Here is a 20,276-nt window from a genome sequence, read left to right on the forward strand (position 1 = left end):
GGATTTGTCCGAAAGTTGAGTTAGTCTGGAGAACTGCGTTACTGGCCTGTGTCAGTAACATGCTTGGGTGGCCAGTCATGGACCACCGGGAGAAACAAATGAAATGGTCTAATCGTATTCAGATTGTCACTGGGCAAAACTGTTTACACATCGCGCTACACCTGCTGCTGATTGCCGCACTGGTGTGGGGATGGAAGCACCATGCGCTGCTGCAGGTCAGCCTGCTGCTGCTGGCGATGTATGCCAGTGTGTTTGCCGCCATGCTGTTGACGCAGCGTGTGCCGGGTTTGCGGCGCATTGGCGATTTCCTTGAAGATGTTACAACCACTTACTATTTCGGTGCAGCGATGTTAGTGCTGCTGGTACTGTCGCGGGTGATCCACAATAACCTGCTGCTCGGTGCCGTAGGGGTTGTCATGCTGGCTGGTCCGGCGGTTGTTTCGCTGCTGGCGAAAGAGCCGGCGCGTTCGCGCCACCGCCAGCGTTAATCCCAGACGGGCTACTTCGGTGGCCCGTTATTTTATCTGCCGTATACCCCGCAAAGCCTTCCCCGATACCCGTATCTTTTTTAGGATTTCAGTACCAAGAATAACTCCCTGTAGAGCGTAGGGATCTGCTATAATCTGCCGCTTACGCACCGTGGTTTGTGCTCTCATTCAAGCGTCAGGACAATCCTGGCGTCATATTCTCCCCCTGGAAACTACACCGCTTTGCGGTCAGGGCGGATCCGGAGTCAGTCAACTTTATGTCATTTGATTCTCTCGGCCTTAATGCCGATATTCTTCGCGCTGTTGCTGAACAGGGCTATAACGAGCCAACGCCGATTCAGCGTCAGGCAATCCCGGTAGTGCTTTCCGGTCGCGACCTGATGGCCAGCGCCCAAACCGGTACCGGTAAAACTGCCGGTTTTACCCTGCCGTTGCTGCAACTGCTGAGCAGCAGTAACCCGCACGCTAAGGGCCGTCGCCCGGTTCGTGCGTTGATTTTAACGCCAACCCGCGAGCTGGCAGCGCAGGTCGGTGAGAACGTTGCTGAGTACAGCAAATATCTGAACATTCGTTCGCTGGTGGTATTTGGCGGCGTAAGTATTAACCCACAGATGATGAAGCTGCGCGGCGGTGTTGACGTACTGGTCGCCACGCCGGGCCGTCTGTTGGATCTTGAACATCAGAACGCGCTTGACCTGTCTAAGGTTGAGATTCTGGTGCTGGATGAAGCCGACCGCATGCTGGATATGGGCTTTATTCACGATATCCGCCGTGTGCTGGCCAAGCTGCCGGCAAAACGTCAGAACCTGCTGTTCTCCGCCACCTTCTCTGATGAGATCAAATCTCTGGCGGAAAAACTGCTGCACAACCCGGAGCAGGTGGAAGTGGCTCGCCGCAACACCGCATCTGAGCAGGTTACTCAGCACGTTCATTTCGTTGATAAAAAGCGCAAGCGGGAACTGCTGTCGCAGCTGATTGGTAGCGGCAACTGGCAGCAGGTGCTGGTCTTCACCCGTACCAAGCACGGCGCTAACCACCTGGCCGAGCAGCTGAACAAAGACGGTATTACTGCCGCTGCGATCCACGGCAATAAAAGCCAGGGTGCGCGTACTCGTGCGCTGAGCGATTTTAAAGACGGTAAAATTCGCGTGCTGGTGGCAACCGATATCGCCGCGCGCGGTATCGACATTGAAGAGCTGCCGCACGTGGTGAACTACGAGCTGCCAAACGTGCCGGAAGACTATGTACACCGTATTGGTCGTACCGGTCGTGCAGCGGCGGTGGGTGAAGCGCTGTCGCTGGTCTGCGTGGACGAGCATAAGCTGCTGCGTGACATTGAGCGCGTGCTGAAGCGTGAAATTCCACGAATGGCTATCGATGGCTACGAGCCGGACCCAACGATCAAGGCTGAGCCGATCGTTAACGGTCGTCAGCAGCGCGGTGGCGCAGGTGGCGGCGGTGGTCGCGGTCGCGGCGGTGCGCCGGGCCAGCGTAGTGGTGGCGGCGGACGCAGCGCCGGTGGCAACCGCAGCGGCAACGGCAGCAGCAACAGTAGCGGTAACAACGGTGGCGAGCAGCGTCGTCAGGGCAACGGTGGTGAACAGCGCCGTCAGGGTAACGGCGGCGGTGCGGCTAACGGTTCCGGTGCGGCACGCGGTGCGCGCCCGGAAGGCGGCAACGGTGCAGCACCACGCGTAAACCGTACCCGTCAGCGTCGTGCTAATCCTGGCAACAACGGCTAATTCATTCGGGGGAACCGTCCGGTTCCCCCTTTTACAACCCACAGGTTTATCATGCGCGTGCTACTGGCCCCGATGGAAGGCGTTCTCGATTCGCTGGTGCGTGAACTGCTGACCGACGTCAACGATTACGATCTCTGTATTACCGAATTTTTGCGGGTGGTAGATGCACTGCTGCCGGTGAAGTGTTTTTCTCGTCTCTGCCCTGAACTGGATCACGCCAGCCGGACGCCCTCCGGTACGCTGGTGCGCATTCAGCTGCTGGGCCAGTACCCGGAATGGCTGGCGGAAAATGCCGCGCGAGCGGTGGAGCTGGGCTCATGGGGTGTGGATCTCAACTGCGGCTGTCCGTCGAAAACGGTCAACGGCAGCGGCGGTGGTGCCACGCTGTTAAAAGATCCCGAGCTGATTTACCAGGGCGCGAAGGCGATGCGTGCCGCTGTGCCTGCACATTTGCCGGTGACGGTAAAAATTCGTCTCGGCTGGGATTCCGGCGATCGTCAGTTTGAAATTGCCGATGCGGTACAGCAGGCCGGTGCTACCGAGCTTGCCGTACACGGCCGTACCAAAGAAGACGGCTACAAAGCCGAGCGCATTAACTGGGCGGCGATTGGTGAAATCCGCAAACGCTTAACGATTCCGGTGATCGCCAACGGCGAAATCTGGGACTGGCAGAGCGCGCAGGACTGCCTGGCGGCGACAGGATGCGATGCGGTCATGATCGGACGTGGCGCGCTGAACGTTCCCAACCTCAGCCGGGTGATCAAGTACAACGAGCCGCGTATGCCGTGGAACGACGTCGTGATGCTGCTGAAGAAATACGTACTGTTGGAAAAACAGGGCGATACCGGCCTGTACCACGTCGCGCGCATCAAGCAGTGGCTGGGCTATCTGCGTAAGGAATACGAAGAAGCCAGCGGGCTGTTTGCCGAAATTCGTGCGCTGGGCACCTCAAAGGATATCGCGCAGGCGATTGGCAATATTACCCTGAAGTAAACGTCCATCAGGACTATCGCCGCCTTTTGTAACCGGGGAACTCTCCTTTTGCCAACAGAATGACTCCGGCCAGCGCCCGATGCCAGTAATCATCACCACTTTGCCCTGAAATTGCAGGGCAAAGTGGTGGGTGGATTAACGTATTCTGCCGGAGCCTCCGCGAAAAGTGCGTTCAACATTCGCTGCTGGCAACAAAAATCCTCTTTTTGACATAACTTATCGTGATTCTTCGCGGGATCTGTTAGCAAGCTAAGGGTATGATATAGCGACTATTACAACCTGTTTTGGCTCTGCTATGTCTGCAATTCCGGCATTAACCAATGCCCAGCTTAATAAACGCATTATCTCCGTCGTGGTTTTTACCTTTTTCTGTTACCTCTCTATCGGCCTGCCGCTGGCGGTGCTGCCGGGCTATGTGCATAACCAGCTGGGATACAGCTCGTTTGTTGCCGGGCTCATTATCAGCCTGCAATATTTCGCTACGCTGATTAGCCGTCCGCAGGCCGGTCGCTATGCCGATCTGCTCGGACCGAAAAAAGTGGTACTGGCCGGGCTGGTGCTGTGCGGTGCCAGCGGTGCGCTGAGCATTCTGGCGGTGATATTTAATAGCTCTCCACTGGTCAGCCTGCTGCTGCTGGCCATGGGAAGGGTGGTGCTGGGCTTCGGTGAAAGCCTGACGGCTACCGGATCGATCCTGTGGGGGATTAATGTCGTCGGCACGGTGCAGAGTGCACGCGTGATCTCCTGGAACGGCGTGGCGACCTATCTGGCCATGGCAATGGGCGCACCGCTCGGCGTGATGCTGAATTCGCTGTTTGGTATTCCTGGCTTTGCCGGACTGATCGTGGTGATGGCGATTCTCGGCTTCTGGATGGCAACGCGCCGGCCGGCGGTCAAAGTGCAGGTGGGCGAACGCACGTCGTTCAGCCAGGTGTTTGGCAAAATCTGGATCTACGGCCTGTGTCTGGGGCTGGGCACGGTGGGCTTCGGTACGATTGCCACCTTTATCACCCTCTATTTCAGCCATCACGGCTGGAGCGGCGCGGCCTTCTCGCTGACGCTGTTCAGCTGCGGATTTATTCTGATGCGCCTGCTGTTCAACAACAGCATCAGCCGCTTTGGTGCGATGCGCGTATCGCTGGTGTCGTTCACGATCGAGTGCGTCGGCCTGTTGATTATCTGGCAGGCGAGCAGCGTATGGATGGTGGATCTGGGGGCGTTTCTCACCGGTTCCGGCTTCTCATTGATTTTCCCGGCGCTGGGCGTGGAAGCGATTCGGCGCGTTAAGCCGCAGAATCAGGGATCGGCACTGGGGCTTTATTCTGCCTTCCTCGACTGCGGTCTGGGGATCACCGGGCCGCTGGCTGGCTTACTGATTGGGCACTGGGGAATTGATGCTATCTATCTGGCTGCGGCGGGCGTGGTGCTGATTGCGCTGGCGCTGATCGTGAGAATGCTGATGCGGGGGGACGGTCGATCCCCCCGGCCGGATCAGTAAATTTCCGGTACGATCATCTCTTCCGGCACCGGGTTGCGGCGATACTCATCGTGACGCTCCCGGTGCGGCAGGGTGATAGTTTTCTGCTCCGTGTCCTCATACGGGATCTGGCGCAGCAGATGGCTGATGCAGTTCAGGCGCGCTTTCTTTTTGTCCACGCCCTGCACGATCCACCACGGGGCTTCATCAATATTGGTGCGCTCCAGCATCTCTTCTTTCGCCTCGGTGTACTCTTCCCAGCGGCGGCGGCTTTCCAGGTCCATCGGGCTGAGCTTCCACTGTTTTAACGGATCGTGGATGCGGCTGAGGAAGCGCAGTTCCTGTTCTTCATCGGTAATGGAGAACCAGTATTTAACGATCTGAATTCCACTGCGCGTCAGCATCTTTTCAAACTCCGGCACGCTGCGGAAAAACTCTTCCACTTCCTGTTCGTTGCAGAAACCCATCACCCGCTCAACGCCCGCACGGTTGTACCAGCTGCGGTCAAACAGCACCATTTCCCCTGCGGCCGGAAGGTGAGCAATATAGCGCTGGAAATACCACTGGGTGCGTTCCCGATCGTTAGGTGCGGGCAGGGCAGCAACGCGGCAGGTGCGCGGGTTAAGGCGCTGGGTAATGCGTTTAATCACCCCGCCTTTGCCGGCGGCATCGCGGCCTTCAAAAATAATCACCAGGCGGTGGCCGGTGCGGGTGACCCACTCCTGCAGCTTGACCAGTTCACCCTGCAGGCGCAGCAGTTCGCGGAAATAGTGCTTACGCCAGGCTTTTTCACCCGGTTCAGGCTCGCGGCCGTCGCCAAAACGCAGATCGTCAAGTTCCATCTCCAGCTCTTCGTCGTAGCTGTCGTAGAACTCCTGCAGCAGGCGCTGGTTAATATTCTCAATGGAGAAATCATTACCTTGCATCGCCATTCTCGCTTACCCCCGGTAAGGTTAAAAAGTAGTCATTGTGCTGTTAAACAGAATTACTCTCCGGTAATACGCAGTTTTTATGACAAAGAAATGACGAAGCGGGCGAATAAATGCGCACCCGGCGACAACGGTAACAAAACTGTCATCTGCATAGGTCAGGATAGGGTTATTGCGGCCCTGTTTTAGCCTGGTAAAACTATGACTCAACGCCTGCCGCTGGTGCGGCAAAAACCCGACTTTAGTGATGATGTTTCCGGCCTGATTTATGGCTATCAGTTTTTCAACGGCCGCGAGCCGCAAAGTTTAACCGTACAGCAGTCGTGTGAAGCATGGAACAGCCAGAACAGCGCGGAAGATAGCTTTCTGTGGCTTCACGTTAATCTGAATCACGCCGCTGCCGCGCGCTGGCTGCAAACGCATTTTGCCGTAGATGAAGAGTTCTTCGACGAAATCCAGCACGGTTCACACAGTACCCGCATTGAGCGGCAGAACGATGCGCTGATGGCGGTGCTGAACGACGTGATTTTTGATGCGCGTGAAAGCGGTGAGGAGACTGCCACGCTGTGGATCTGGTGCCGGGCGGGGCTGGTGGTCAGCGCCCGCTTTAAGCCGGTCAGGCTGGTGGAGCGGTTACAGCAGAAGCTGATTGCCATGGACCTGCGATCGCCAACCGAGCTGCTGGCCCAGCTGCTGGCGGAACAGGAAGATGTACTCGGTTTGATCGTGCGCCAGTCGAATCAGTATGTCGATCAGATTGAAGAGAGACTGTTAGGTCAGCATATCAAAAGCAATCGCGCAGAGCTGGGCAGACTGCGGCGCACCCTGCTGCGTTTTCAGCGCCTGCTTGCCCCGGAGCCGGCAGCGCTTTTTCGGCTGATAAACCGGCCTCCCGGCTGGCTGAACCCCAGCGTGGTGCAGGATCTGCGGCAGTTTACCGAAGAGTTTACTGTGGTACTGAACGACCTTAATGGTTTGACCGAACGTATCCGTCTGCTGCAGGAAGAAGTGGCCGCGCAGCAGTTGGAGCAGAGCAACCGCACGCTGTTTACCCTGACGCTGATTACCGTGCTGGCGCTGCCCATTAATCTGGTCGCCGGTTTTTTCGGCATGAACGTAGGAGGGATACCGCTTTCAGGTAACCCGCATGGTTTCGTGCTGTTAGTGATGCTGGTGATGGTGTTTAGCTGTGCGGCGGCCTGGCTGGTGCTTCGGCGGCGGGAGCCGAGATAAAAAAAAGGGAAAGGGTGGCATCCTTTCCCGGTGGAAATGCTGGCCGAGACACAAACGCCAGCGGTGAGAACAACACGGGTTCTCCAAAGCCTATTGTTGTCGAGGGCATCAGCAAATTAACGCTAACGCAGCATTAAGCTAATGCGATTAGCCTGGTCAGTACGAGTCATTCCGTGCGCTTGTGCGTATTTTCGTTAATTAAATCAGACAGTAAGATATGGCCTAATTCAAAGTGATTATATAAGTTGCGGGCGATCAAAAAGGAGCAGGGCGCGATTCGAAGATGTGCAGCTGAAGGTGTCCGCAGCCATCCGGGAGAGGGCGTTCATAATTCTGCAAGTGAAGATTTATGGCATAAAAAAACTGCACCTTAATCAGCGGCTGTAGCCGCCTTTCAGGTGCAGTTTTTAATCACCGGGCCAGTGAGCGGCCCCTGATGCGAATCAGGATTTCGGCGTGCTGTAGATTGGGCCTGGCTGGCTCAGACCAGGAATGGTTTGCGCGTTGCTTTCAGCGGGTGCATCGGTCGCTGCCGGTGCAGACTGCTCGGTGGCTGGCTGCTCCGCCGCGGCCTGTTCAGCGGGTTGCTGTGCTGCGGCAGTGGCATCACCGGTAGCTGAATCAATCACGTTGGCACCCTGCGGGGTGACCGGCGTCATCGGCTCTTCTTTCGGCAGTGCACCTTCCTGCTCTGGGACAGCAACCGGAGCGGTGGCATCGGTTTCACCGTTTACTTTTACCGGCATACCGGAACGGGTTTTCAGCGCGTCTTCCATGCTGGTGGTGTTAACGCTGGCATCGCTAACCACTTTCGTTACCGCAGCGGTAAGCGTCAGTGGAACCGGCTCGCGTGACTGGAACTGCTCTTCAGTCTGCGACAGCGGGTTGTGGATCTCGACATAGCGTGAACCGTCCGGCTCGACCGTTGCCTTAACAGGCTGATCGATAAACTGCACACGTGTACCAACCGGCACGTTGTCGAACAGCCATTTAATATCGTCAGCGCGCAGACGTACGCAGCCGTGGCTTACGCGCAGGCCGATACCAAAGTTGGCGTTGGTGCCGTGGATGGCGTACAGGCGGCCAATATACAGCGCATAAAGACCCATTGGGTTATCCGGGCCAGCCGGGAAAACGGCAGGCAGAGATTCACCGCGCGCGGCGTACTCTTCGTGCATTTTCTTGGTCGGGGTCCAGGTCGGGCCGTCTTTTTTACGCTGAACGGACGTGGTCCAGTTAACCGGCGTATCTTTACCTAATTCACCGATGCCGATTGGCAGCACGACAACGGTTTTCGTGCCTTTCGGATAGTAGTAAAGGCGCATTTCGGCGCTGTTGATCACAATGCCTTCACGCGGAGCATCTGGCAGGATCAGCTGCTGAGGAATGATCAGTTTAGTGCCCGCTTTCGGCAGATAAACGTCAACCCCTGGGTTCGCTTCCAGAAGGTTGCTCAGCCCCATCTGATACTGGGCAGCAAAGGCTTCTAGCGGAAGCTTGCTGTCTTCAGGAATAGTGATTTCCAGATTCTGTCCGGTCAGGCGGCTGTTGGCGGCCGGAAGCGGATAAACCACGGCTAAGGCTGAGTGGCTGAACGCCGCTGCGGCCAGAAACAGGGTGACAAATGCACGGATGCTTTTTTTCATATTATTTCAGGTGTAGCGCCATGTAGACTGTTGATAAACGACCCAATACTGGTCAACTGTGACCGGCTGCACATTATATGTTCATAATGGCCTCGGATGAAACCAGGATTTATCTTTGTTGAACTTTCTTTACGAAGAATTGTCTGCAATGCCACCAAATCGTGGTGAATTTTCACCCGAGCCAGCGTCAACAACGACCTCAGCGATATTTCCTCTCAGTTAATTCTGAAGAAAACACCACATCATTCAGTCAAGGTAGCAGAACCCGCACGATGTTAAAGCCCCTGAAGCGGTAAGGGCACGTCGATAAGCACAATAAAGATCGTGTTCTTTATTAACTAACCAGAACGGGGATGTGCGCTTTGGTGTGAGTGTGACCAGAAACATTGCGGATGGTGACGATATCGGGGCGGAAAGTCCGCCCCGTCAACGATTGAATAAATGTTGTCATGCCTCAGACCATGATGCTCCTAATGCCGGTCGTAACGTCTACCGGCACGGCAAAGCATTACTGGCCGATTGCAGCACGTTCCAGGCTGGCTGGTAGCGCCTGCTGTTCGCGATCGGCCGCAAGCTGGCGCATATCATCCCACCACTGTTGCCATTTCTCCGCCACTACCGGGCTAAAGAAGCGTGCCGCGCTGCGTGCAGCGGCTCCGCGCATGGTGCGCAGTTTGCCCGGATGCTCAAGCAGATCGATCAGCGTATCCGCCAGCGCCTGCTCGTTGCCGTCTTCAACCAGCACGCCTGCCTTGAAGTTGCTCAGCAGATCGCGCGGGCCGTAATCGACGTTAAAGCTGACCAGCGGTGTACTGTAGGCCAGCGCTTCCAGGCCAAACAGCGAGAAACCTTCCTGGTCGGAACACAGTACCGCGCAGCAGGCCTGGCGGTGGATGTCTTCAACATCGGCGGAGAATCCATTGATATGGATATTTTTCGTCAGGCCTTTGTCCTGCACCTGCTTAATCAGGCCAGCACGCAGTGGGCCAACGCCCCAGGTATGCAGCTGCGCATCCGGCACCGCCTTCAGCACTTTTTCAAATACTCGCAGTAGTAGCCCGTGACGTTTCTCCTCGGAGTAGCGGGCCATGTACACCACATTTTTACTGGCCTTCTTGCTGATTTTCTTCGCTGCCTGCGGGTTATCAATATGGTTTGAAATGGTGCGCAGGCGCTGAGCCGGGAAACCGCCGTTAAGCAGCGCCTGGTGCTGCCCGTCGGTCAGCACCACCAGCTGGTCAATGTTTTTCTCGTTGTCGAGGACGCGCGCATAGCCCGCTTTCAGCTTGCCATCGGCCAGCAGGTGAGTGGAGTGGAACAGCGAGGTCAGCGTGCCGTTGCAGTGCAGGTGTGGCGCAAGGCGGATAAATTCACTCCATGGACGGTTTTTATCCACCAGGAAGTGCCATTCGGTACGCGGATCGAGGCACATGATCGCCATCGCTGCGACAAACGCCGCGTCGCTGCGCCAGCTCAGTTTCTCGCCGTTTGGCTGGCCGACTTCAATGCTGGACAACAGGCTGCTCTGCTGGCGCTGGGTATAGTGCTTGCGCAGAACGATACGCTGACGGCTGTCGACATAATCTTCAAAGCTCAGCTCGCCTTCACGTCCCGGCAGCGCATACTGCAACACGCGCAGCGGCGCGTCTTTAGCCCCCGTTGAACGTAACAGCACGCCCTGCGGGATCGCCGCCAGCGACGCGAGTTTTTTGCTATCGCAGAGCGGCGACAGCCACTGATAAATGCTCATCACCTGAGTCTCTGCCGGCAGCTTACCGGCCGCCTTAAAGGCTTCCGTGGTTTCTTCCAGCACCGGGTTAAACGATGAAATCAGGATGGTCGGCACCACGCCAAGATACTCTTTAAACAGCCTGACGCGGCGCATCGTCGCCACTTCAATGCCGTTACCGACGTTGCGCAGGTTTTCGCACAGGAACAGCACGCGTGGATCGCCTGATTTGCGCGGGCCACCGCGCGCGGCCAGGGCCTTAGCCGCTACCGAGGCCTTCACAGCGGCCGCCTGTTCATGGGATGGCTGACGGAGGTAGTTATGGTAGGCGACATAGCCAGACAGATAGTGTTCAACATCATCGATCCTCACTCGGAAGCTGTGGTGGCGGATAAAGAAGCTGCCAACAATACGCTCGGGGTTTTTAAAGAACATCGCCAGTTCCGGCCAGAAGAAGCCGTTCAGCAGGTAGCGGGCGCGGAACTCCAGCGCCTCGTAGAATTTGTTCAGGTCGAAGTCAAACAGCAGATGGGCGTGGCGCTCATCGGCGGCCATCCGCACGATCATTTTCTGCGCCGCCATCATCAGCTCAAGCAGCGTCGGGAAAGTGGTGATGCGCGTCAGCACAAAATTCAGATAGTCGCGTACGTTATCCAGTCCGAACTTGAAATAGCGCTCTTCCGGGCGGTACAGCGTCAGTTCATTAACGCAGTAGCTCAACCAGTGGTCGTGTGCCTGCCAGTGTTTATTCTCAATAAAGTAGTCAAACGCGCGCTCGACGATCTCCAGCCAGCGCGGATTGCGTGTAATGCCGTACAGCCGCATCAGCGCAAACGCCGCTTCACCGTCGTAATAGATGATGCGCTGTTCCGCCTTCACCGACAGGCTGGGGAAGTTCAGCACGTGGACAAACGACTTCTTATCGGTCTGCATAAAGCCGATGCCGTTTGCCAGCCGTTCCATCTGTGCCAGATAGCGTTCATCGCCGGTCAGTTCGGTGTATTTTGCCATCGCCAGAATACAGACGGCGTTACCGCCCAGCTTGATCTCATTTCCCGTATCCACGAGGAAATCGGCATCGCTGCCGTCCGGCAGTTTGCGCGTGTGGATCAGCTTGCCGGTCAGGTAGCGCAGCGAGCGCTCAACGGCTTCCATCTGCTGCGGCTGCTGGCTTTTCTCCCAGCCTTCCAGCAGGGCATAGGTGGAACTGGCGTGGCGCAGCGCGTTGTAGGAGTCGATAGGGCGGTCAAAGCAGGGGAACCAGCCGTAATAAAATTCACCGGATGATTTTACCTGTTCGGCCAGGAAGCTGGTGGCGCTGTTAATCACTTCAGGCAGCGTTTCACCCGGCCAGTTATCGATGCGGCGATAGCCCGCGTTGAGCCCGCGATTTTCCAGCGGCAGGGTCTGAGTACCGTCGGTAAATACGCCGCTGGTGGTAAAGCACCAGATGGTTTCATCATCACGCTGCGGCCACTTGAGCGGCTGGCCAAAACGCTGGCGGCCATAGCTGGCCAGATTAATCACGTTCGGCGTTGCCAGGTTTTTATTGCCTTCATACAGTACGGCGTTGGCGCACAGTTCCTGAGGCAGCATGGCGAGGGTGAACTGGCTGTCCAGCGACAGCCCGCAGCCGAAGTAATTACGCTTGGTTTTGCCGAATTCACGCTGCAAATCTTCCCAGCTCACCGCGCGCACCTGATCTACCACGTCAACCCGTAGCCAGAGTGGTGCGCGGCTCTGTTTTTTATTCCATTTTTGCAGCGCTCCCGCGCCTTCACTCCAGGCCTGTTCAAAACTGTTGCCGCTGGCGATATGGACATGCGCACGTTTATTACCGTGACAGAGACTGAAAAAGAGTACCCAGCCGGGATGACCTTCCGGCAGTGCTGTGGTCGTCATGCTTTCGGCAGAAACACGGGCTGCCTGCAATAGTTTGCTTAATGACATCTCATCTCCTCCAGAGACTATTAACGCTCTCTGAGCGCTTCTTTTACGCGGTTAAACGGTTTAAACAGGTAATCCATCACGGTTTTCTCGCCGGTTTTAATATCCACCGACGCGATCATTCCGGGTGAAATGGAGAATCGTTTGCCATTTTTATTCTGCAAATAGTCGACGTCCGTGCGGATAAATACGCGGTAGTAGTAAATTTCCGGCTTCACTTCGTCCTGGATGGTATCCGGAGAAATGGTCTCAACCACGCCGTGCAGCCCGCCGTAGATGGCGTAATCGTAGGCGCTGATCTTAACCAGGGCGTCCTGGCCGGGGTGGATAAAGGCAATGTCGCGCGGTGACAGGCGGGTTTCAATCAGCAGGCGATCGTCCAGCGGGACAATCTCCATCAGATCGCCATTAGGGGGGATTACGCCGCCGATGGTGTTCACTTTGATATTTTTAACGATGCCGCGTACCGGCGAGCGCACGGTCAGGCGATCGACTGAATCGGAACGTCCTTTTATCACTTCCGCCAGCGAGTCGGCTTCCGCATTGGCCTTCGCCATCTCTTCCCGCGCCTGCACGTAGTATTGCGAACGTAGATCGGTCAACTTCAGGTCAAGGTCCGCTTTCTGACGGCGCAGGCGCAGCACTTCCACGTTACTGGCAGCACCCGTGGTGGCCAGTCGCTCGGTGATTTGCAGCTCGCGTTTTACCAGGTCCAGCGCTTCATTGATTTGTGTTTCCGACCCTTTCAGCTGTGCGCGTCGGGTGTTATACAACCGGGTTTCGGTCGCTTTCAACGATTCATATTTATCCAGCTCGGCCGGGAAGGTCAGCGGCAGGTCGTTAACTTCCGCCGTCAGACGAGAGGCTGAAGCCAGTGCCGCTCTGTAGCGCGCCGCGCTTTCACCAACGTTGGACTGCGAGCGCGTCGGGTCCATCCAGGCGACAATTTCTCCCGCTTCAACCCGGGAACCTTCACGCACGTTCAGGCCGCCGAGGATCCCGCCGTCCAGCGACTGTAGCACCTGCTCTCGGGTGCTGGGGATCACCTTACCGGTACCGTTTGAGACTTCGTCCAGCGTGCCAAACCATGCCCAGACGCCGATCACCGCCAGCATCAGTCCGCAAAGCCAGACAATCCGCGTTGCGCCGGAGAGTTTGACTTCATCGCTGTGAATGCCATCAACATCATCCGCCAGCGAGATGGCCGCGGCATTGTAGGTTGGAGCAGGTAGGCGCGCCGCGTCGAGCGTGGCGGGCAAATCAGGCAAATTTGCTTTCATCACCGATCTCCTGAGTACGTTTTTTCTCTTCGGCGCGATTCATCGCTTTATCCTTCGGTGCATCCATAACCAACTGACCGTCTTTCAGAACCAGTACCCGTTCAGCCAGCTCCAGTACGGCGGCACGGTGGGTGGCAATAATCAGCGTGCGGCCGGCCAGCCAGCCGCTCAGGCGCTGCAGGAAGTCACGTTCGGTGTGTTCATCCAGAGAGGCGGTAGGTTCATCAAGCAGGACAATATTGGGATCGCGCAGCAGCATACGCGCCAGCAGAATGGACTGACGCTGCCCGCCGGACAGGCCCAGCCCGCCCTCCATAATTTTATGTTCCAGTCCCAGCGGCAGGCGCTTGATAAAGTCTGCGGCACCGCAGACTTCCAGTACCGCAAAGATATCCTCGTCGCGGGCATGAGGGGCACCCATCGTCAGGTTATCGCGCAGCGTACCGTGGAACATGCGGGCGTTCTGCGTCAGCAGGCCGACATTGCGGCGCAGGTCGGCCACGTCGATATGCGGCAGGCTAAGGTTATCTAACCGCAGCTCACCTTCAGCCAGCTCAACGCCACCGGCCAGCGCCTGTAGGAAGGTGGATTTACCGGCCCCGTTACGGCCGAGTACCGCAATACGCTCGCCGCGGCGAATCTCCAGCTTGGCTACACGCAGCGGTATCTGATTGGAATCCAGGTCGTAGCGGAACACAGCGGATTTGAACTGGTAGTCGCCATACAGCGTGGCGCAGTGGACGCGGGCTTCATCGCCGCCGTTTTCCACCGGTAGCTGCATGATGTTATCCAGACCGTCCTTCGCCGATTTGACCTGCTGCCAGCGTGCCAGCACGCCGCACAGGCTGGTCATCGGCGCAATCATGCGTGAGGAAAGCATCGAGGCCGCAACGATCGCACCGGTGGTAATTTCACCCTCAATCACCATCGGGGCACCGATCATCACTACCGTGGCATAGACAAGATTCTGTACCGTCATCCCCCAGCTGATCAGTCCCTGGGTCAGGCGGCGGGTTTTTAAACCGGACTGCGCGGTGATCTGAATATAGCTGTTCCACTGCTGCTGGAAGCGCTGCTCGGCCTGCATCAGCTTGATATCTTCCAACCCCTGCAGGCTTTCTACCAGAATGGCGTTACGCAATGTGGTTTCCAGCGAGGACTGACGCGCCAGCCGGGCCAGTTTCTTTTGCAACAGCAGGCCGGGAACCAGCATCAGGATGGTGGCGACCGGCGCGATCCACGCCAGATGTGGAGAAATCACCACCAGAACGCCCATAAATAGCAGGAAGAACGGCATATCGACGATGGCGGAAACGGTACTGGAGGTGACCATTTCTCGCACCTGCTCCAGCTCGCGAACCTGTGAAATAAAGCTGCCGGTAGAGCGGGGGACCGCACTGTTACGCAGGCGCAGCGCGTGGCCAAATACCCGGTCAGAAACGCGCAAATCGGCGCGTTTTCCCAACAGATCGGTAATATGCCCGCGGGCAATACGCATAACAAAGGAGAACAGAATCGCAATCATCACGCCGCCAAACAGCACATACAGCGTTGGGTACGATTGCGCCGGGATCACCCGGTCATAAACCTGCATCGAGAAAACGATGCCGGACAGCGCCATAATATTGATGATCAGCGAGGCCAGCATGACATACCAGTAGGGGCGGATATCGCGCAGGACCAGGTTGCGCAGCCAGTTCGGCGTGTATTCAGCCAGATAGCGATCGGCACGGATATCTTTTGCCACAGCGACCGGGCGGAAGGCGGCAATATGGCGGATTTCCGGCAGCAGTTCGGAAAACGGCAGTTGGGTCACCAGCTGGGCGTCGCTGATAAAGCTGACGCCGACGGTGTCCAGGCCGTCATAGCTTTCGATAATTCCCACCTGGCCGTCTTTCAGCTGGATCACCAGTGGCAGCCGCCAGTTAGAGATCTCACTGTCTTTTTCATTCAGCAAACGCCCTGACAGCCCGGCCTGGCGACCGAGGTTCTGGATCACGGAAGCCAGTGGTTTATCCATCTGCCAGCTGGCCGCAGCCTGCAGGCCGCCGGGGGAGTATTCCAGACGGTAGTGTCTGGCGATGTGTCCAATGGCAGTCACCCAGTCGTGAAGATGGCTTTTCTCATTATTATTCTCGCCGTTATCGGGTTCGAGAGGTTCCTGGTGCAGCTGACTCATGGTTGGATCTCCACCTGCTGGATCTTCTGGTTATCCAGTGCAAAGGCACTTCGGATATGCCCCGTGCTGTACAGACAGTCCAGCTGCAGCGTGCGCAGCTGGGCGATGGTCTGCTGCTCGGTAAAACGGGACTGATAAATTTCCTGCTCGGCGTTCAGCACGTCGAGCAGCTGACGGGTGCCAAGCTGCAGATACTGCTGTTGATACAGCTCGCGGGTTTTTTCACCGAGTGCCTGCTGGCGGGCCTGAATGGCCAGCGTCGTGCTGAGGCTCATCGACTCATTCTGCGAAGCGCTGAGCTGCTGACGTGCATCCAGGCGGGCAGAGCGAACCATTGCATTAGCGGCTTCCAGCGTGTGTGCTGCCGCTGCGCGCTGCGCGTCCAGACCGCCGCCCTGATACAGCGGCATCTGCACCCGCACATAGGCAGAGTACTGAGTACGATCCAGCGACTGATTATTTGGATAGCGATCGTTGAGGTAGTGAGTGACTTCCGGCTCCAGGGAGATGGTCGGCATCCGCTGGGCATTGGCATAATCCAGCTGGGCCTGTGCCTGATTGGCTTGTGCCCAGGCCGCCAGCACGGAAGGTATTAAGCGATCGTCAACCTGGGTAACTTCACAGGCTTTCCCCAGCTTTGTGGGGAAATCATTATTGACGCGGTTTACAGCTTTCCAGCCAAGATAGGTGGCCAGCGTTGCGCGCCAGCGGTCAAGGTTAGCGCGATACTGCATCAGCGTAGCGCGTGCGCCTTCAATACGTGTGTTGGTCTGTACCACATCGGAGAGGGAACTGGCCCCCTGATCGTTACGTTCACGTGCCAGGCCGCCGATGGTGTTGAGCGAGTCCAGCTGCGCCTGCGCGATAGCAACCAGTTCCTGATAGCCCTGAACCTGAACGAGTGCGGCGGCCGTATCATGAGCGACCTGATCGATGCTCACCAATACTTTAGCCTGCTGTTGTGCCACGCCGGCATTCGCTGAACGCACCGAACTGTCGACTTTACCGAAGTCATACAGCATCTGCGATAGCGAAAGCACCAGCGACGGGCTGTAACCGTGTCCACTGTACGTGTTGGTAATGCCGTTGTTCATTCCACCGCTGATTTGCGGGTAGTACTTGGAGCGGGCGTAATTGACCTGCTCGTTCTGCTCAAACAGCTTGCCCACCTGTTCACTAATCGCGGGGTGCCACTGTACCGCGCGCTGTACCGCTTTGGTGATATCAAGGGGTTGCGAGCTATTTTCGATAATGGGTTCGGTGATTTCACCGTTAAGACTGGGTAATTCCTGTTGTGAAACTAGATATTGTGCGCTGATGCGCGAGGAGGAATCTTCATCCAGCTCTTCGGCCTGGGCCGGAGCCAGTGGAAATAAAGCACCGGTCAGCATTAATAAGCCTGCCGTACTGCGTTTTACGCGACGAATCATAGAAATTCTTTTTCCTGTTCGCTGTTGCTGATCTCTTACATGCTTCACCCGTCTGCGGGGTTTTACTGTTGTAACATTTAACAATCCGCGTACTCCTTCAGGCAAACCGTAACAGGAAACGGGGGTGCGGCAGCCCTTGGCTACACTACCCCCGTTAGTAAATAACGTTACATTTTTTGGCACATCCCTGTGCCACTGAAATATCCCTCAAACATTAGTTACACGGAAGTATTGTGCTGTTGCAGCAATTCGTCCAGGGTAACGGTCACATTTTCGAGAGTAATCAGTTCGGTTGAGTCGTACTGCGTTCCTGCACCGTCACGGTCAATCGACACCACGGTATTGCCGTCGTCGGTATGTTCTACCGAGACATAGTTACCGATGGTGGCGGCCGAACCGTCCCAGCCCTGCAGCAGTTCACTGACATCGATGTGATCTTCACCGACGGTGAAGTCGGTCCAGGTATCCGCACCGTTGCCGCCGGTTGAATCATCTTGATCCAGCAGGTGATAAACCACCGTGTCTGCTCCGTCACCCAGCGTGAAGGTGTCGTTGTAGGCACTGCCGGAGACAGAGTCGTCTTCACTGGTGCCGTTGATTGTTGGAGCCAAATCAATGGTCAGTGAATTCAGCGTTACCGTTCCATCGGTGTCGGTCAGGGTGTAAGAGAACACCTCTTTGCTGGTGATATCAGCCGCTGTAATTCCTTCGTTAAGTGCATAACTATAGGAACCGTCAGCGTTGATAGTCAGCGTTCCGTACAGACCGTCAACCGTGGTGGTTGCCGTACCGGTTTCACTCAGGCTGATGCCATCAATACCCAGCGTTGCGCCGGCATGATTGGTGGTATCCGCATCGTGAACGTTGCCGTGCACAGACGTATCACCGTCCAGACCGTCGAGTGAATCCAGCGCCATCAGCGAGCTGACCGTAGCCACACCGTTGTGCAGCGTGATTACCAGGTTAGCTCCGGACGTGACGCCGTGATGGTCGACAATCTGATAGCCAATGGTGACAGTTGGCGGTAGCGCGGTCACTTTCACACCCGAGTTCAGCGTATAGGTGTAAGCACCAGCCTGATTAACCAACAAGGTTCCGTATGTTGTGGTAATCGAGGTGAAGCCCGTTGCGTTCAGCGTTGTACCGTTAACGGTGGTGACATGTGCCCCCGCTGGAATGCTACCGTTAGCTGCAGTGGTATCATTCGTCAGCAGATTTCCGTCAACATGAGCGGTTTGTGTCACCACGGATGTTGTTGTGTCAGAACCCACTGTCAGGGTGTTGGTGGTTAGGGCATTAACGCCGGTTGATGACAGCACAACGATATAATTGCCCGCACTCGGTACGGTAAAGGATGCCGAACCTGTTCTCGGTGTTGCTGAGAGGAGTGGCACAGTATAGATATTGTGACTTTCAACCTTGCTGTAAGTCCCATTCGCGTTTTGTACATACAGAACGGCACTGACAGTAGATGCAACCTGCAGACCTGTAACTGTACCTGTAACGTTAATGGTACGAGAGTCACCGGCACCGACAGAGAACGTCAGGTGAGGCTGATTGCCGAGCAGTGTAACGGTGAGCAGGTCAGCGAGGTTCACACCCAGAAGCGCCTGTCCACTAGCTGGAGCGATGGTGGTTGGACTGGTCACCGTATTACTCTGGGTGGAGAAGTTAACCTGGCCCGCATCGTCATGTGCCGAGACAAGAACCGCCCCATTAACATGCCCAGCCGTAGATGGGTTATTCGCGGCATCAGTCAGTGTTACCGACAGCTGCGTGCCGTTAGTCTGTGCCGCTGTCAGATTCACGGTGAAGGTACCGTTTTCTCCAACTTTCACGTTCGCCGGGCTGATGGTATTGCCGTTAACATCTTTCACCGTCACCGTTGAGCCAGGCTCACCGGTACCCGTCAGCACCGTACCTGCCGCATTGATTGACAGCGCGGTTGGTGTATCCGGTGGCGTTGAGTCGTGAGCGACGATCGGTGCAGTTGGCGATGGGTTGCCCGCTTCATCGGTCTGCAGCACGGTCAGCGGCTGGCCGTTGGTCTGAGGTGAAGACAGGGTGACGGTAAAGCTACCGTTTTCCCCAACAACCGCACCCGCTACGCTAATCACGTTATTGTTAGCATCGCGTACGGTGATGGAGGCACCCGGTTCGCCGGTACCGGTAATCGTCAGACCATCCTCAGTGATACTCAGACCCGTTGGCGCGATTGGTGGCGTGGTATCGCCCGCATCAACGGTGGCCGGCTCGGACGGGTTACCCGCTTCATCGGTCTGAATGACGGTCAGCGTCTGGCCGTTAGTCTGCGCAGATGTCAGATTGACGGTGAAGTTACCGTCTTCGCCTACCACAGCACCCGCTACGCTAATCACGTTATTGTTAGCATCGCGAACGATGATGGAGGCACCCGGCTCACCCGTACCGGTGATGCTCAGGCCGTTTTCCGCTACCACCAGATCGTCAACCTGTGCCGGAGGCGTGGTATCGCCCGCTTCAACGGTTGCCGGTTCGGATGGGTTGCCCGCTTCATCGGTCTGGGTCACGGAGAGGGTTTCGCCGTTGGTCTGAGGCGTGCTCAGATTCACGGTGAAGTTACCGTCTTCGCCCACCACAGCACCCGGGACACTGATAATGTTGCCGTCAGCATCACGAACGGTGATGGAGGCACCCGGTTCACCGGTACCCGTAATGCTCAGTCCGTCTTCTGCCACTTCCAGATCGTCAACCTGTGCCGGAGGCGTGGTATCGCCTGCTTCAACAGTTGCCGGTTCGGACGGGTTACCCGCTTCATCGGTCTGAATCACGGTCAGTGTCTGGCCATTGGTCTGCGCAGCGTTGAGCAGTACGGTGAAGTTACCGTCTTCGCCCACGACAGCACCCGGCAGGCTGAGCAGATTACCATCAGCATCACGAACGGTGATGGAGGCACCCGGTTCGCCGGTACCGCTGATGCTCAGGCCGTTTTCCGCCACTTCCAGATCGTCAACCTGTGCCGGAGGCGTGGTATCGCCCGCTTCAACGGTTGCCGGTTCGGACGGATTGCCCGCTTCATCGGTCTGGGTCACGGAGAGGGTTTCGCCGTTGGTCTGAGGCGTGCTCAGATTCACGGTGAAGTTACCGTCTTCGCCCACCACAGCACCCGGGACACTGATAATGTTGCCGTCAGCATCACGAACGGTGATGGAGGCACCCGGTTC

12 protein-coding genes are annotated in these 20,276 nt (G+C 56.6%); 5 read left to right on the forward strand and 7 right to left on the reverse strand.

What is annotated here, in order from left to right; all coding sequences use genetic code 11:
• The first annotated feature begins 98 nt into the window (after positions 1 to 98).
• From IBT47_RS24305 to IBT47_RS24320, 4 genes are all read left to right on the forward strand, one after another.
• Positions 99 to 488: a YbhQ family protein gene (locus IBT47_RS24305; protein ID WP_105591138.1), complete on the forward strand. Its 390-nt coding sequence runs from the start codon at positions 99 to 101 to the stop codon at positions 486 to 488.
• A 257-nt stretch (positions 489 to 745) separates the two neighbouring features.
• The gene (gene rhlE, locus IBT47_RS24310) at positions 746 to 2,230 is read left to right on the forward strand and encodes an ATP-dependent RNA helicase RhlE (protein ID WP_105591139.1); all 1,485 of its coding nucleotides are present in this window, start codon (positions 746 to 748) and stop codon (positions 2,228 to 2,230) included.
• Positions 2,231 to 2,281: 51 nt separating this feature from the next.
• Complete coding sequence (gene dusC, locus IBT47_RS24315) at positions 2,282 to 3,223, forward strand: tRNA dihydrouridine(16) synthase DusC (RefSeq protein ID WP_105591140.1); 942 nt, start codon at positions 2,282 to 2,284, stop codon at positions 3,221 to 3,223.
• 295 nt (positions 3,224 to 3,518) lie between these two features.
• Positions 3,519 to 4,721 carry an MFS transporter gene (locus IBT47_RS24320; protein WP_200563609.1) on the forward strand — a complete coding sequence of 401 codons (1,203 nt, stop codon included), beginning with the start codon at positions 3,519 to 3,521 and terminating at the stop codon, positions 4,719 to 4,721.
• Here the strand turns inward: IBT47_RS24320 and ppk2 are convergent.
• Positions 4,715 to 5,632 carry a polyphosphate kinase 2 gene (gene ppk2, locus IBT47_RS24325; protein ID WP_200563611.1) on the reverse strand — a complete coding sequence of 306 codons (918 nt, stop codon included), beginning with the start codon at positions 5,630 to 5,632 and terminating at the stop codon, positions 4,715 to 4,717. The two genes, IBT47_RS24320 and ppk2, sit on opposite strands and share 7 nt — an antisense overlap.
• A 198-nt stretch (positions 5,633 to 5,830) precedes the next feature.
• Between ppk2 and IBT47_RS24330 the strand changes: the two genes are divergently transcribed.
• Complete coding sequence (locus IBT47_RS24330) at positions 5,831 to 6,862, forward strand: transporter (protein ID WP_200563613.1); 1,032 nt, start codon at positions 5,831 to 5,833, stop codon at positions 6,860 to 6,862.
• Positions 6,863 to 7,305: 443 nt separating this feature from the next.
• On the opposite strand, the gene IBT47_RS24335 is transcribed toward IBT47_RS24330, so the two are convergent.
• From IBT47_RS24335 to IBT47_RS24360, 6 genes are all read right to left on the reverse strand, one after another.
• Entirely contained in the window at positions 7,306 to 8,508 is a 1,203-nt protein-coding gene (locus IBT47_RS24335; RefSeq protein WP_200563615.1) for a L,D-transpeptidase family protein, read from the reverse strand.
• A 508-nt stretch (positions 8,509 to 9,016) separates the two neighbouring features.
• On the reverse strand, positions 9,017 to 12,187 hold the full coding sequence (locus IBT47_RS24340; protein WP_200563617.1) for a glycosyltransferase: 3,171 nt from the start codon (positions 12,185 to 12,187) through the stop codon (positions 9,017 to 9,019).
• A 20-nt stretch (positions 12,188 to 12,207) separates the two neighbouring features.
• Entirely contained in the window at positions 12,208 to 13,464 is a 1,257-nt protein-coding gene (locus tag IBT47_RS24345) for an HlyD family type I secretion periplasmic adaptor subunit (protein WP_200563619.1), read from the reverse strand.
• On the reverse strand, positions 13,445 to 15,643 hold the full coding sequence (locus IBT47_RS24350) for a type I secretion system permease/ATPase (RefSeq protein WP_200563621.1): 2,199 nt from the start codon (positions 15,641 to 15,643) through the stop codon (positions 13,445 to 13,447). Before IBT47_RS24350 ends, IBT47_RS24345 begins: the two co-directional genes overlap by 20 nt.
• On the reverse strand, positions 15,640 to 17,073 hold the full coding sequence (locus IBT47_RS24355; protein WP_105591148.1) for a TolC family outer membrane protein: 1,434 nt from the start codon (positions 17,071 to 17,073) through the stop codon (positions 15,640 to 15,642). The genes IBT47_RS24350 and IBT47_RS24355 overlap by 4 nt, the downstream gene beginning before the upstream one ends.
• A 218-nt stretch (positions 17,074 to 17,291) precedes the next feature.
• Positions 17,292 to 20,276, reverse strand: a 2,985-nt coding sequence (locus IBT47_RS24360) for an Ig-like domain-containing protein (protein WP_200563623.1), incomplete at its 5' end; no start/stop codon positions are given.

The organism is Erwinia sp. S43 (assembly GCF_016624745.1).
Lineage (GTDB): Bacteria > Pseudomonadota > Gammaproteobacteria > Enterobacterales > Enterobacteriaceae > Erwinia > Erwinia coffeiphila.

Bases quoted from the DNA above. Each gene is read 5' to 3' on its own strand.
- IBT47_RS24305 (WP_105591138.1), top strand. From the start codon at position 99: ATGAAATGGTCTAATCGTATTCAGATTGTCACTGGGCAAAACTGTTTA.
- IBT47_RS24350 (WP_200563621.1), bottom strand. From the start codon at position 15,643: ATGAGTCAGCTGCACCAGGAACCTCTCGAACCCGATAACGGCGAGAAT.
- IBT47_RS24345 (WP_200563619.1), bottom strand. From the start codon at position 13,464: ATGAAAGCAAATTTGCCTGATTTGCCCGCCACGCTCGACGCGGCGCGC.
- IBT47_RS24320 (WP_200563609.1), top strand. From the start codon at position 3,519: ATGTCTGCAATTCCGGCATTAACCAATGCCCAGCTTAATAAACGCATT.
- dusC (WP_105591140.1), top strand. From the start codon at position 2,282: ATGCGCGTGCTACTGGCCCCGATGGAAGGCGTTCTCGATTCGCTGGTG.
- IBT47_RS24355 (WP_105591148.1), bottom strand. From the start codon at position 17,073: ATGATTCGTCGCGTAAAACGCAGTACGGCAGGCTTATTAATGCTGACC.
- ppk2 (WP_200563611.1), bottom strand. From the start codon at position 5,632: ATGGCGATGCAAGGTAATGATTTCTCCATTGAGAATATTAACCAGCGC.
- IBT47_RS24335 (WP_200563615.1), bottom strand. From the start codon at position 8,508: ATGAAAAAAAGCATCCGTGCATTTGTCACCCTGTTTCTGGCCGCAGCG.
- IBT47_RS24340 (WP_200563617.1), bottom strand. From the start codon at position 12,187: ATGTCATTAAGCAAACTATTGCAGGCAGCCCGTGTTTCTGCCGAAAGC.
- rhlE (WP_105591139.1), top strand. From the start codon at position 746: ATGTCATTTGATTCTCTCGGCCTTAATGCCGATATTCTTCGCGCTGTT.
- IBT47_RS24330 (WP_200563613.1), top strand. From the start codon at position 5,831: ATGACTCAACGCCTGCCGCTGGTGCGGCAAAAACCCGACTTTAGTGAT.